The organism is Mesorhizobium sp. WSM4807 (assembly GCF_055811615.1).
The window spans coordinates 397,092-409,273 of the sequence record NZ_JBVVQY010000001.1; the positions used below are offsets into that span (position 1 = coordinate 397,092).

Here is a 12,182-nt window from a genome sequence, read left to right on the forward strand (position 1 = left end):
AACCTGAGACATTTGGCATGCCTGAAAAAACCAACAGAATAGCCTTCCAGGGCGAGCCGGGCGCCAATTCCGACACTGCCTGCCGCAACATGTTCCCTGATATGGAGCCGTTGCCGTGCCCGACCTTCGAGGATGCCTTCAATGCGGTCGAGACCGGCAAGGCCGACCTCGCTATGATCCCGATCGAGAACACGATTGCCGGGCGCGTCGCCGATATCCATCATCTCCTGCCGGAATCGAAGCTGCACATCGTCGGCGAATATTTCCTGCCGATCCATTTCCAGCTGATGGTTCTGCCCGGCGTCAGGCGCGACGAGATCAGGACCGTGCACAGCCACATCCATGCGCTCGGCCAGTGCCGCAAATACATCCGCAAGAACGGCTGGAAGCCGGTGGTCGCCGGCGACACGGCGGGCGCCGCCAAGCTGGTCGCCGAGCTGAAGGACCGCACCATGGCGGCGCTGGCGCCGGCCCTGGCGTCGACGCTCTACGGGCTCGACATCATCGAGGAGAATGTCGAGGACACCGATAGCAACGTCACCCGCTTCGTCGTGCTGACCAGGAACAGGCAGTGGGCCGAACGTCCCTCGGCCGACGCCAGGATGATGACGACGTTCATCTTCCGCGTCCGCAACGTGCCGGCCGCGCTCTACAAGGCGATGGGCGGCTTTGCCACCAACGGCATCAACATGACCAAGCTGGAGAGCTACCAGCTCGGCGCATTCACGGCGACCCTGTTCTACGCCGATATCGAGGGCCATCCCGACGATCCGCTGGTAAAACTGGCGCTTGACGAGCTTGCCTTCTTCTCGCGCGAAATGCGGATTCTGGGCGTCTATCCGGCCAGCCAGTCGCGCGAGCAATGGAAGGTGGCGGACTAAGTCCCCTAATTGCGTCCTGACCTAGCGCTTGCCAGCTGACGGGCGACGGGCGACATTCCTGCGATGTGGCTCCTGAAACTGACGCTTGCAGTCGCTGGATTGTATGCGGTTTTTGTCGCCGTCGTGTATGTGCTTCAGTCCTGGCTGATCTTTCCGGCCGGCCTTGCGGCGTTCGGACCCGATCTGCCGGCCGGGGCACGCCATGTCGAGCTGGCGACGGAGGATGGCGAGCGCGTCGTTCTGGTACGCCTGCCGGCAGGACAGGCGGCCGAGCCACGCCCGCTCCTGTTGGGGTTCGCCGGCAATGCCTGGAATGCCGACGCACTTGCCCTGATGCTGCACCAGCTATTCCCCGAACATGAGGTCGCTGCGCTGCACTACCGCGGCTATGCGCCGAGCAGCGGAAGCCCGTCGGCTTCCGCCCTGTTCGAGGACGCCCGACGCGCCCATGACCACCTGGCCAGCGATGCCAAAGCCGGCATCGTCGCCATCGGCCTTAGCGTCGGCGCTGCGGTCGCGGTCGATCTGGCGACGGCCCGGCCCCTGCGTGGCATCGTCATGGTTACGCCCTTCGATTCGCTGAAAGAACTCGCCGCTCACCACTATGCCTGGCTGCCGGTTCGCCTCTTGCTGCGGCACCGCATGGAGACGGCAGAAACGCTGCGCGACCTCGATGTGCCCACGGCCGTCATCGTCGCCGAAAACGACACCATCGTTCCTGCGGCACGTTCGGCACCTCTGCGCGAGGCTGCCCGTGATCTGCGCAGCCACATCGCCATAGCGGCTGGCCACAACGACCTCTATGGCCACCCCGACTTCGCCGGAGCGCTACGCGCCTCCGTTGCGGCGGTCACGCGCGATTGACGAGCAGTTCCCAGATGTCGGAATTCCGGATCGACATTCGTCCTTTGGTTGCCACGATCGAAGAAGGGAGACGACCGAGATGAGGAAACCGATCTCAATCGACGACGTCACGCACGATGGCGTCATGCAATCATCCGGGGCCTTCCAATGATCCCCACCATCACCGCCTTTGAGCAGTCGCCCGATCGCGGCAGGGGACTGGCGCGCGACATGCGTGTTCGCTGGGCGCTTGAAGAAGTGGGCCAACCTTACCAGGTTCGTCTTGTTTCGTTCAAAGCGATGAAGGAACCCACGCATCTCGCGCTTCATCCTTTCGGGCAGATTCCGACCTATGAGGAAGGTGATCTTGCGCTGTTCGAGTCGGGGGCGATCGTGCTCCATATCGCCGAGCGCCATGCGGGCCTGTTGCCAGACGATGCGAATGCCAGGGCGCGCGCAATCTCATGGATGTTTGCCGCGCTAAACACCGTGGAGCCGCCGATCCTTGAGCGCCAAACCGCCGTGCTCCTGGAGCGCGACGAGACCTGGCACGAACAGCGCCTGCCTATGGTCGAGGATCGCATCCGTGACCGGCTGGGCGAGCTTTCCGGTCGCCTTGGCGATGCCGACTGGCTCGATGGTGCGTTCAGCGCCGGGGACCTGATGATGGTGCACGTGCTGCTAAGGTTGAGCGGGTCGGGTATACTCGACGAATATCCGAACCTCTCCGCCTATGTCGCCCGCGGCGAAGCCCGGCCCGCCTACAAGCGTGCTTTCGCCGCTCAACTGGCGATTTTCACTGGCAAGTCACCGACCGGCTGATGAGGGCTGCTCTCGGTCGAACTTGCTCGAATGATTGATGCTAGCTCAGCGGCGCGTAGTCGATCTCCAAAAACGCCTCGATCTCTGGGATCCAGCGGTCGCGGACGAAGGCGACGTGGTCGGGATGGTCGTTATAGCCTGAATAGGCGGCCTGGTCGGCGAACTCCATCGAGAAGCCGAAACGAAAATCGTTCTTCGGGCTGACCTGACGCAGCTGCTCGAACTTTTCGACGCCCGGTATCGCCGCCAGTATTTTCGCGTCGACGAGGAATTTTGCCTCCTCGGCCGAGCTGTCTTTGTGCTTCAGCCTGAACACCACTGTGTGACGGATCATTTTGTCCCCCTATGAGTTTTACGCGCTGTCTGCCCAGGCGCGGATGAGATTATAGGCGATCGCCCCTTTCGGCGGGGTGACCAGGCCGCCCGGATGCTCGCGGGCCAGCATCGACAGCACCTCGTCGCGAAAGAACCAGCGGCAGTCTTCCAACTCGTTGAGGTCGGCCTGGATGTCGTCGTTGAGCGGCTCGCCAAAGCAGCCGATCATCAGCGAATAGGGAAACGGCCAGGGCTGGCTGGCGTGGTAGACGACGCGGCCAAGCCTGATGCCGGCTTCCTCCAGCGTTTCACGGCGCACCGCCGCCTCGATCGTCTCGCCGGGTTCGATGAAGCCGGCAAGCGCCGAATACATGCCCGGCGCGAAATGCCGGCCGCGGCCAAGCAGGCATTTTTCACGCGTTGCGGTCAGCATTATCGCCACCGGGTCGGTGCGCGGAAAATGCTCGGTGGCGCAAGCCGGGCACAGCCGCTTATAGCCGCCGGCCCGCATCTCGGCTTCAGCGCCGCATTTGCTGCAGAAGCGGTGGCTGGCATGCCAGGCGAGCAATGCAGCTCCTTGCGCCATCGCGCCGGCCGCCGCCTCGTCGATCAGCCCCTGCATATAGACCGAGCGATAGTCGATGGCCTTGATCGTCTCCGGCAGTTGTTCGGGATCGAGCCCGGCCGGCACCGCGAGCACCGGGCCGCTGTCGGAGAAACCGAGCAGGACGCCATGGTCGAGCGACGCCCGGAGCGGCCGGCTTTCCTCGGCGCCGAACCAGGGGTCGAAGCCACCATCCCTGAGCTTCAGGTAGAGCCGCCCGCAATGCATCAGCAAAAGCCTGGCCGAGGGATCGGCGAGGGCCTTTTCGACGGAATCGTCGGCGCGGTTTTCCGATTGCCGGTCGATCATGTTGCCGGCGAAGCCGACGAATTGGCTCGGCTCACGCAAGGGCGCGTCAAACAGGCGGAAGCTCATGGGGACTCAACTTCAGGATGGACACGGGACAGGCTTATAGCGCCGCCTTTATCTGTTGCGCAAACCGGCGGAGGTCCGACCGCTGGTAGGGCTCGCGCATGCCGTGCCCCCACACCGGGCCCGGCCAGCCGGGATCCCCCTCCGAGCGCGCGATGACATGGACATGCAACTGGCGGACGATGTTGCCAAGTGCGCCGCTGTTTATCTTGGTGCAGCCGGTCACGCTTTTCAGCGCCTGCGCCACCATGTTGGTCTCGAAGGTCAGCATCGCCTGGTCGAGCGGCGTCAAATCATGGATTTCCTCCGCGCCCGGCCGCTGCGGCACCAGGAGCAGCCACGGCCAGCGGCGGTCGTTCATCACCCGCAACTCGCACAAGCCGAGCCACATCAACTGCTCGCTGTCCGCCTCCAGACGAGCATCCAGCGTGAATCCGGCCTCGAGGCCCGGCGACATCGGCGTTTCCTTCACTTTTGTCGTGTTTTTTAGACTTTTGAACGCTAGAGCGGCTGCCGGTGGCCCGCAAGAGGCGGCAAGCGAATCGTTGCTTTGTGACGGCAGTTATGCTAATGGTTTGGGCATGGTGCTGATTTGCGCCAATGACCCGCCCCGAGGCGGGTTTTTTTGTTTCAGCTTTCGACGCCACTCCCGGCTGATTGATCCTGCGCCCTTGCATTTCATCGCCGAATTGCCGATATGGGAAGCGGGAGGTTGGTGGTGGACGGTCCACTCGCCAACCGGGTCAGGTCCGGAAGGAAGCAGCCCTAACGAGCCCGGAACGGGTCATTGTTCCAGCCTCCCACCTCTTCGCCTTTCTCCCGCGACATTGACGGCGCTAAGCCCTGCGGGCGAAACTATGCGCAGGAATCGGCCGCCTGCAGGCGCGGCCCTTGGAGCTTTACGGGCGAATGAGCGAAGCCGGAAATTCGGGAACGGAAAAGGCCGCCGCCTATCGCGTTCTGGCGCGCAAATACCGTCCTGCGAATTTCTCCGAACTGATCGGCCAGGAGCCGATGGTCCGCACCCTCACCAACGCCTTCGCCACCGGCCGGATAGCCCAGGCCTGGATGCTGACCGGCGTGCGCGGTGTCGGCAAGACGACGACGGCGCGCATACTCGCGCGGGCCCTGAACTACAAAACATCGACCGTCGACCAGCCTTCGGTCGATCTTGCGGTGCTGGGCGAGCATTGCCAGGCGATCATGGAAGGCCGCCATGTCGATGTCATTGAGATGGACGCCGCCTCGCACACTGGCATCGACGACATCAGAGACATCATCGAGCGCGTGCGTTACGCGCCGGTATCTGCGCGCTACAAGGTCTACATCATCGACGAAGTGCACATGCTCTCGACCCAGGCCTTCAACGGCCTGCTGAAGACGCTGGAGGAGCCGCCGCCGCACGTCAAATTCATCTTCGCCACCACCGAAATCCGCAAAGTTCCGATCACCGTTTTGTCGCGCTGCCAGCGCTTCGACCTCAGGCGTATCGATGCCGGCACGCTGGTCGCGCATCTCTCCTCGATCGCCGCTAGGGAAGGCATTGCCGTCGACGACGACGCGCTGGCCATGATCGCCCGCGCGGCCGAAGGCTCGGCGCGCGATTCGCTGTCCATTCTCGACCAGGCGATCGCCCATGGCAGCGGCGCGGTCAGCGCCGAAGCGGTGCGCGCCATGCTCGGGCTCGCCGACCGCGCCCGCATCGTCGACCTGTTCGAATATGTGATGAAGGGCGACGTGGCGGCCGCACTGGCCGAATTCCGCAACCAGTACGTCACCGGCGCCGATCCGGCCGCGGTGCTGACCGACCTTGCCGAGTTCAACCACCTCGTCACCCGGTTGCGCTTCGTGCCGACCGCGCTCGAGGACGCCTCGCTGTCCGAGGACGAGCGACGACGCGGCGCCGATTTCGCCAAGGCGCTGTCGGTCAGGGTGCTGTCGCGGACCTGGCAGATGCTGTTGAAAGGCATTCCCGAGGTGCAGTCCTCCAACCGGCCGGTCAGTGCCGCCGAAATGGTGCTGATCCGGCTGGCGCATGCCGCCGACCTGCCGACAATGGACGAGGCGCTGAAATCGCTGGAGGGCGGAGCGTCGGTGCCGGGTGGAGCGCCACGCTTGAATGGTGCGCCGGCAAGCTCTGGACCGGCAAGTCCCGGCCCAGCAAATTCTGGCCCCGCAAATCCCAGCAACGGCGGCGCCAGCGCCGTGGCGCAGACGCGGATGCCAACGGCCAATGGCGGCGCGCAGACGATGCGGCTGGTCGAACCCGAGCCGATGCCTGCGGCTTTCGTTCCGGCGCCGGAGCCGGTCGCGGATGCGCCGGTGCCGGTGCCGGTGAAGTCGCTGGCTGACATCGTCGCCCTTGCCGACGCCCAGCGCGACATGGCCTTCAAGGTGCTGGTGAAGCGCTGCGTGCGCCTGGTGCGCATCGAGCCGGGCCGCATCGACGTCAGCTTGACCGATGACGCGCCGAAGATGCTGCTCAACGATCTGACCGCCAAATTGCGCGCCTGGACCGGCCGCAGCTGGCTGGTCTCGCTGTCAAAGGAAGAGGGCGGCCAGACGCTGGCCGAGATGGAATCGACCAAACGCGAAAACGCGCTCCTCGATGCCAGGAGCGACCCGACCGTCGCCGCCATCCTGGCGCGTTTTCCCGGCGCCAAGATCATCGACGTGCGCATTCCCGACGCACCGGAGGCCGATGCGGTGGAGGCCGAGGTTCCGATCGAGCCGGCCACAGACGACGATGAAACCTAAGGATGATCCCGAAAAGTGGGAGCCGGTTTTCGGAGAAGATCATGCTCAAACAAGAAACCAGATCAATCGTAGAGGACCACGCGATGAAAGATCTTCTCGGCCTGATGGGCAAGGCGAAAGAAATGCAGGCCAAGTTCCAGGCCATGCAGGACGAGATCGCCACGTTGGAAGCCACCGGACAGGCCGGCGGCGGCCTGGTCAGCGTGACGCTGACCGGCAAATTCGAGATGAAGTCCCTGAAAATCGACCCGTCGCTGTTCAAGGAGGACGAGGTCGAGATTCTGGAGGATCTGCTTCTCGCCGCCCACAATGACGCCAGGGCCAAGGTCGAGCAGATGATGCAGGAAAAGACCCAGGCATTGACCGCAGGACTGCCGATACCGCCGGGAATGAAGCTGCCGTTCTAAGGTGTGTTGATAGCTATGCCGGTCGACTGAGCCCATTGCTCCAGCCTTGGGGAAGCCCCTCCTGTGGAGATCCTAAGATAGGATCCATGCCGTTATAGTGGCCATGGAGTGCCATGCCGCGATCCGGCGGTCGCTTGCTCCACCGGTGTGTCCATTCGGCAACTCCGCACACTTAATAACGCTTTAGCCATCTTTTTGCCTGAAAGTGTCTCATTCTTGCCGCAACCAGGGGCGGGCTGGCGACAGAATGAGGGGATATCTTTGAGCGCGACCCGATGGAAGACGCCGTTGCTGCTCGGCGTCATCACCTCTCCGCTGTTTTTGGCAGCCTGCAGTCAGACCACCTCGCACGGCCTGTCCGTAGCCAGCCGGACCGATACCGTCAGGTCCCGGCCCTACAGTCACACAGCGAAGGACAAGGAGTGCCTCCAGCGCGCGATGTTCTTCGAATCCAACCGGTCGAGCCGTGACGGCATGATTGCCGTCGGCACGGTGGTAATGAACCGGCTGCGCTCCGGCAAGCACGGCAACACCATTTGCCAGGTGGTCGGCGAACGTGGCCAGTTCGCGCCGGGCGTGATGACACGGCGGATGAATTCGAAGGCGATGCCCGATGTCGAGGAAGCCGCCGAGGCGGTGCTCAAGGGCGAGCGCAAGGCCAAGCTGAAGAACTCGATGTTCTTTCACACCGCCGGCCTGCGTTTCCCCTACAAGAACATGCACTACACCATGGTCGCCGGCGGCAACGCCTTCTACGAAAAGCGCGGCCGGAACTGGAAACCGTTGCCGGACGAGCCCACGGTCGCCATGGCACAGTCCGCACCGCGGACTTCGGCGCGCGCCGCACCGGTGACGCTCGTGGCCTCCGCGGCGCCGGCCGCCAAGGCAGAATTCGCCAAGGCAACATCCACCAACGCAACCTATGTAACCGCGGTCGCATCGCAACCAGCGGTCCCCAAGAAGGCGACGCCGGAGAAGGCGACCCTTGTGGCGATGCAACAGCCGATGCAGGAGCCGGACGCCGCCCGTTTCGGCGACACCGCCGGTGCGCGACCGGTCACGTCATTCCCGGCGCCGGCCGAGCCGACCATGTCGTTTGAATCGACACCCGAGAACACCGACGCCATTGGCGCGATGATCGCCGGCGAGACACGGCCGCTGGAAGCATACTGACGGCAGCAGCATCCCTGCGCGTGAACAGGACGCTCCCCGCTGGAGTGTTCCAAAGCGTGCGGAAAAATCATAAACCGATGCGATGTCGAAGCGAATCGCCGGTCCCGAGATCGAACGCCTGATCCAGCTTCTGGCCAAGGTGCCGGGGCTTGGGCCCCGTTCGGCCAGGCGAGCAGCGCTTCACCTCATCAAGAAGAAGGAGCAGTTGCTGTCGCCTCTGGCCGCCGCCATGAGCGAGGCGGTCGACAAGGTGCGCATCTGCTCGACCTGCGGCAATGTCGATACATCCGACCCCTGCATGATCTGCACCGATCCGCGCCGCGACGCCGGCACGCTTATCGTCGTCGAGGACGTGGCCGACCTGTGGGCGCTGGAGCGGGCGGCCGCCATGAATGTCCGCTATCACGTGCTCGGCGGCTCGCTGTCGCCGCTCGACGGCATCGGCCCCGAGCAGCTCAACATCCGCTCGCTGGTCGACCGTGTCGCCGGCGGCGAGGTCAAGGAGGTGATCCTTGCCGTCAACGCTACGGTCGAGGGCCAGACCACCGCGCATTATCTCACCGACCAATTGTCCGGCTTCGACATCAAAGTAACGCGGCTGGCGCATGGCGTGCCGGTCGGCGGCGAGCTCGACTATCTCGACGAAGGCACGCTGGCCGCCGCGCTGCGCTCGCGGACGGCGTTTTGAGGCGGGAGGGGTGCTCTTGAGATGATTGCATTCCGTCGCGCGCCCCTCTGTCCTGCCGGACATCTCCCCCACTTGGGGGGAGATCGGCTGTCATCGAAGGCTTCGCTTATCTTCAACGTTGAAGAGAAGGCGCGGTCAGTGCAGCTGCCGATCTCCCCCCTCGTGGGGGAGATGTCCGGCAGGACAGAGCGGGGCGCGACAGAACGCGGACTTTGCAGGCTGGCCGTCGTTTTTTTACTCGTCGCACTGACTGCCTTCCTCCTCGCCGCCCCCGCTTCCGCCGCAAAAATCGACGACCAGTTCCACGCCTGGCTCACCAGCGATCTCTGGCCCGAAGCCAGCGCCAAAGGCATCTCCAGAAAAACCTTCGACGCCGCCTTCGACGGTGTCAAACCGAACCTCAAACTGCCCGACCTGGTGATGCCGGGCAAAAAGGCGAAGACGCCGCAGAAGCAGCATCAGGCGGAGTTCGGTTCGCCCGGCGCCTATTTCGCCGAAAAGACGGTTCGCGCCGTCACCGCTGGTGGCCGCACGCGCGCAGCGGCCAATGCCAGGACGATCGCCGCGATCGAGAAGCGCTACGGCGTGCCGGGCGAGGTGCTGCTGGCGATCTGGGGCCGCGAGAGCGGTTTTGGCGCGGCGAAGATGCCTTACGACGCCTTCGAAGTGCTGGGCACCAAGGCATTCATGGCGACCAGGAAGGACTTCTTTCGCACCGAGCTTATGGCGGCACTCGAAATTGTCGAGCGTGGGCTGGCCCCGGTCGGCGCGATGAAATCGTCCTGGGCAGGCGCGCTCGGCCAGCCGCAGTTCATGCCGAGTTCGTTCCTCAGACATGCCGTCGATTTCGATGAAGACGGTCGGGTCGACATCTGGAACTCGGTGCCGGACACGCTGGCCTCGATTGCCAACTATCTCGTCCACTATGGCTGGGTGAAAGGCCGCGGCTGGGGCTTCGAGGTGACGGTGCCGGAAGCGGTCTCCTGCTCGCTTGAAGGTCCGGACCAGGGCAAGAGGATTTCCGAATGGGCTGATATGGGCATCAAGCGCGTCGCGGCAAGACCGTTTCCGGCGCGCGAGTTGAAGGCCGAAGGCTCTCTTTTGATGCCGGCCGGGCGCAACGGTCCAGCCTTCATCGTCACGCCCAATTTCTACGTGCTGAAGCAATACAACACCAGCGATCTCTACGCCCTGTTCATTGGTCATGGCGCTGACCGCATCGCCCACGGGGACAGCAATTTTTCAGGGCGTTGGGGCGCGGTCGGCGGGCTCCAGAGGTCGGATATCGCCGCCTTGCAGCGGGCGCTGGAGGCCGAGGGCTATGACGTCGGCAGCGCCGACGGCCTGCCCGGTTTCAAGACGCGCCGCTCGATCGGCAAATGGCAGGCCAGGAAAGGTCGCGCCGCCACCTGTTTTCCCAACGCCGACCTGGTCACCGCGTTGAAATAGCTGCACTCCGGGTTGTCGCTTCAGGCGGTGGTGGCTGCCTGATCTGGTCCAACAAACAGCTTTGCAAATGCTCGTTGCCGCGCCTGAAACCGCCGGATATGGTGAGGCCGAACTGGATAAAATTCACCAAGACGACCGGTTCAGGGTCACCGTTCGATTTGGCAAGTAAATGCCAAAACCCTGGGCTGGGAACTCAGGTCAACAAAAACAGGGAACAGTTAAAAATGATGATGGAAAAGTTTGCTCTACGCTCCCGCATCTTGCTCGCGGGCGCAGCCATGTCCGCGCTGCTTCTGGCTGGCGCGCCTGCCTTTGCGGTCACGCCCGCCGACACGCTGGTCGAGGGTTTCGCGATCGATGACATCATCTCGATGGATCCGGGCGAGGCGTTCGAGCTGTCGACCGCCGAGGTCACCGGCAACACCTACGATCTTCTTGTCCGCCTCGATCTCAGCGATACGTCCAAGGTCAAGGGCGATCTCGCCGAAAGCTGGACTGTCTCCGACGACGGCCTGACCTACACTTTCAAGCTCAAGCCCGGCCTGAAATTTGCCTCGGGCAACCCGATCACCGCGGCGGACGTCGCCTATTCGTTCGAGCGCGCCATCAAGCTCGACAAGAGCCCGGCCTTCATCATCGGCCAGTTCGGCATCGACGGCGACAACGTCACCGAGAAGGCCAAGGCTGTCGATGACACGACGTTCCAGTTCACCGTCGACAAGACCTATGCGCCGAGCTTCGTCCTGAACTGTCTGTCGGCAACCGTCGCCTCGGTCGTCGACGCCAAGCTGGTCAAGGAACATGTCGCCGCGGTGACGCCCAGCGCCGACTACAAATACGACAATGACTTCGGCAACGCCTGGCTGAAGACCGGCTATGCCGGCTCCGGCGCCTTCAAGCTGCGCGAATGGCGGGCCAATGAGGTCGTCGTCATGGAGCGTAACGACAATTATCATGGCGAAAAGGCCAAGCTTGCCCGCGTCATCTATCGCAACATGAAGGAAAGCTCGGGCCAGCGCCTGGCGCTGGAGGCTGGCGACATCGACGTCGCCCGCAATCTCGAACCGAACGACCTCGACGCCATCGCCAAGAACGCTGATCTCACCACCACCAGCGCGCCGAAGGGCACGGTCTTTTACATCAGCCTCAATCAGAAGAATCCGAACCTGGCCAAGCCCGAGGTTCGCCAGGCCTTCAAATATCTTGTCGACTATGATGCCTTGAGCTCGACTATCCTCAAGGGCATCGGCGAGATCCACCAGACCTTCCTGCCGAAAGGCGTGCTCGGCGAACTAGACGAAAATCCGTTCAAATTCGATCTCGCCAAGGCCAAGGAACTGCTCGCCAAGGCTGGCTTGGCCGACGGCTTCAGCGTCACCATGGACGTACGCAACACCCAGCCGGTGACCGGCATGGCGGAATCGTTCCAGCAGACGCTCGGCCAGGCCGGCGTCAAGCTGGAGATCATTCCCGGCGACGGCAAGCAGACGCTGACCAAATACCGCGCCCGCAACCACGACATCTATATCGGCCAGTGGGGCCAGGACTATTTCGATCCGAACTCCAATGCCCAGACCTTCGCCAGCAACCCCGACAATTCGGATGAAGGCAAGACCAAGACCCTGGCCTGGCGCAACGCCTGGGACATCCCGGAATTGACCAAGGAAACCGAGGCGGCTCTGCTCGAGAAGGATGCTGCCAAACGCGCCGCAATGTACCAGGACCTGCAGAAGAAGGTCCTCGAAACCAGTCCTTTCATCATCATCCACCAGCAGCTGGAAGTGGCCGGCCTGCGCAAGAACCTCAAGGGCTTTGCGCTCGGCCCGAGCTTCGACACCAATTTCGTCGGCCAGATCTCCAAGGAGTGATGC

At 63.2% G+C, this 12,182-nt stretch carries 12 protein-coding genes and 1 other RNA gene; 10 read left to right on the forward strand and 3 right to left on the reverse strand.

Annotated features, from left to right (window positions below; all coding sequences use genetic code 11):
• Positions 1-17: 17 nt before the first annotated feature.
• The 3 genes from AC0L3N_RS01845 (at position 18) to AC0L3N_RS01855 (ending at position 2,546) form a co-directional block, all read left to right on the forward strand.
• Complete coding sequence (locus tag AC0L3N_RS01845) at positions 18-881, forward strand: prephenate dehydratase (RefSeq protein WP_123146488.1); 864 nt, start codon at positions 18-20, stop codon at positions 879-881.
• Between the two features lie 63 nt (positions 882-944).
• The gene (locus AC0L3N_RS01850) at positions 945-1,745 is read left to right on the forward strand and encodes an alpha/beta hydrolase (protein ID WP_473545150.1); all 801 of its coding nucleotides are present in this window, start codon (positions 945-947) and stop codon (positions 1,743-1,745) included.
• A 147-nt stretch (positions 1,746-1,892) separates the two neighbouring features.
• Complete coding sequence (locus AC0L3N_RS01855; RefSeq protein ID WP_123146490.1) at positions 1,893-2,546, forward strand: glutathione S-transferase family protein; 654 nt, start codon at positions 1,893-1,895, stop codon at positions 2,544-2,546.
• A 40-nt stretch (positions 2,547-2,586) separates the two neighbouring features.
• Here the strand turns inward: AC0L3N_RS01855 and AC0L3N_RS01860 are convergent, their stop codons facing one another.
• From AC0L3N_RS01860 to AC0L3N_RS01870, 3 genes are read right to left on the reverse strand one after another with little or no spacing between them, the layout of a single operon-like run.
• Complete coding sequence (locus AC0L3N_RS01860; protein WP_473545152.1) at positions 2,587-2,880, reverse strand: Dabb family protein; 294 nt, start codon at positions 2,878-2,880, stop codon at positions 2,587-2,589.
• Between the two features lie 18 nt (positions 2,881-2,898).
• On the reverse strand, positions 2,899-3,840 hold the full coding sequence (gene nudC / locus AC0L3N_RS01865; protein ID WP_473545154.1) for an NAD(+) diphosphatase: 942 nt from the start codon (positions 3,838-3,840) through the stop codon (positions 2,899-2,901).
• Between the two features lie 34 nt (positions 3,841-3,874).
• Positions 3,875-4,294 (reverse strand): HIT domain-containing protein, encoded by a 420-nt coding sequence (locus AC0L3N_RS01870; protein WP_123146493.1) that lies wholly within the window; start codon positions 4,292-4,294, stop codon positions 3,875-3,877.
• A 250-nt stretch (positions 4,295-4,544) separates the two neighbouring features.
• Between AC0L3N_RS01870 and ffs the strand changes: the two genes are divergently transcribed.
• The 7 genes from ffs to AC0L3N_RS01905 all read left to right on the forward strand — a co-directional run bounded on the left by ffs (position 4,545) and on the right by AC0L3N_RS01905 (position 12,179).
• An RNA gene (gene ffs, locus AC0L3N_RS01875) (signal recognition particle sRNA small type) lies at positions 4,545-4,641 on the forward strand.
• Positions 4,642-4,746: 105 nt separating this feature from the next.
• Positions 4,747-6,594 (forward strand): DNA polymerase III subunit gamma/tau, encoded by a 1,848-nt coding sequence (locus AC0L3N_RS01880; RefSeq protein ID WP_473545156.1) that lies wholly within the window; start codon positions 4,747-4,749, stop codon positions 6,592-6,594.
• A gap of 83 nt (positions 6,595-6,677) precedes the next feature.
• Complete coding sequence (locus AC0L3N_RS01885; protein ID WP_023802083.1) at positions 6,678-7,001, forward strand: YbaB/EbfC family nucleoid-associated protein; 324 nt, start codon at positions 6,678-6,680, stop codon at positions 6,999-7,001.
• 261 nt (positions 7,002-7,262) lie between these two features.
• Positions 7,263-8,174 carry a cell wall hydrolase gene (locus AC0L3N_RS01890; RefSeq protein ID WP_473545158.1) on the forward strand — a complete coding sequence of 304 codons (912 nt, stop codon included), beginning with the start codon at positions 7,263-7,265 and terminating at the stop codon, positions 8,172-8,174.
• 82 nt (positions 8,175-8,256) lie between these two features.
• A complete protein-coding gene (gene recR, locus AC0L3N_RS01895; protein ID WP_023802085.1) occupies positions 8,257-8,862 on the forward strand; it encodes a recombination mediator RecR in 606 nt (201 codons plus the stop codon).
• A gap of 171 nt (positions 8,863-9,033) precedes the next feature.
• Positions 9,034-10,311 (forward strand): lytic murein transglycosylase, encoded by a 1,278-nt coding sequence (locus AC0L3N_RS01900; RefSeq protein WP_473545159.1) that lies wholly within the window; start codon positions 9,034-9,036, stop codon positions 10,309-10,311.
• Positions 10,312-10,535: 224 nt separating this feature from the next.
• Entirely contained in the window at positions 10,536-12,179 is a 1,644-nt protein-coding gene (locus AC0L3N_RS01905; RefSeq protein ID WP_473545161.1) for an ABC transporter substrate-binding protein, read from the forward strand.
• Positions 12,180-12,182: the final 3 nt, after the last annotated feature.

Coding starts and splice junctions, on each gene's coding strand:
- AC0L3N_RS01905 (WP_473545161.1), top strand. CDS start 10,536: ATGATGATGGAAAAGTTTGCTCTACGCTCCCGCATCTTGCTCGCGGGC.
- nudC (WP_473545154.1), bottom strand. CDS start 3,840: ATGAGCTTCCGCCTGTTTGACGCGCCCTTGCGTGAGCCGAGCCAATTC.
- AC0L3N_RS01845 (WP_123146488.1), top strand. CDS start 18: ATGCCTGAAAAAACCAACAGAATAGCCTTCCAGGGCGAGCCGGGCGCC.
- AC0L3N_RS01855 (WP_123146490.1), top strand. CDS start 1,893: ATGATCCCCACCATCACCGCCTTTGAGCAGTCGCCCGATCGCGGCAGG.
- AC0L3N_RS01850 (WP_473545150.1), top strand. CDS start 945: ATGTGGCTCCTGAAACTGACGCTTGCAGTCGCTGGATTGTATGCGGTT.
- AC0L3N_RS01860 (WP_473545152.1), bottom strand. CDS start 2,880: ATGATCCGTCACACAGTGGTGTTCAGGCTGAAGCACAAAGACAGCTCG.
- AC0L3N_RS01870 (WP_123146493.1), bottom strand. CDS start 4,294: ATGTCGCCGGGCCTCGAGGCCGGATTCACGCTGGATGCTCGTCTGGAG.
- AC0L3N_RS01900 (WP_473545159.1), top strand. CDS start 9,034: ATGTCCGGCAGGACAGAGCGGGGCGCGACAGAACGCGGACTTTGCAGG.
- AC0L3N_RS01880 (WP_473545156.1), top strand. CDS start 4,747: ATGAGCGAAGCCGGAAATTCGGGAACGGAAAAGGCCGCCGCCTATCGC.
- AC0L3N_RS01885 (WP_023802083.1), top strand. CDS start 6,678: ATGAAAGATCTTCTCGGCCTGATGGGCAAGGCGAAAGAAATGCAGGCC.
- recR (WP_023802085.1), top strand. CDS start 8,257: ATGTCGAAGCGAATCGCCGGTCCCGAGATCGAACGCCTGATCCAGCTT.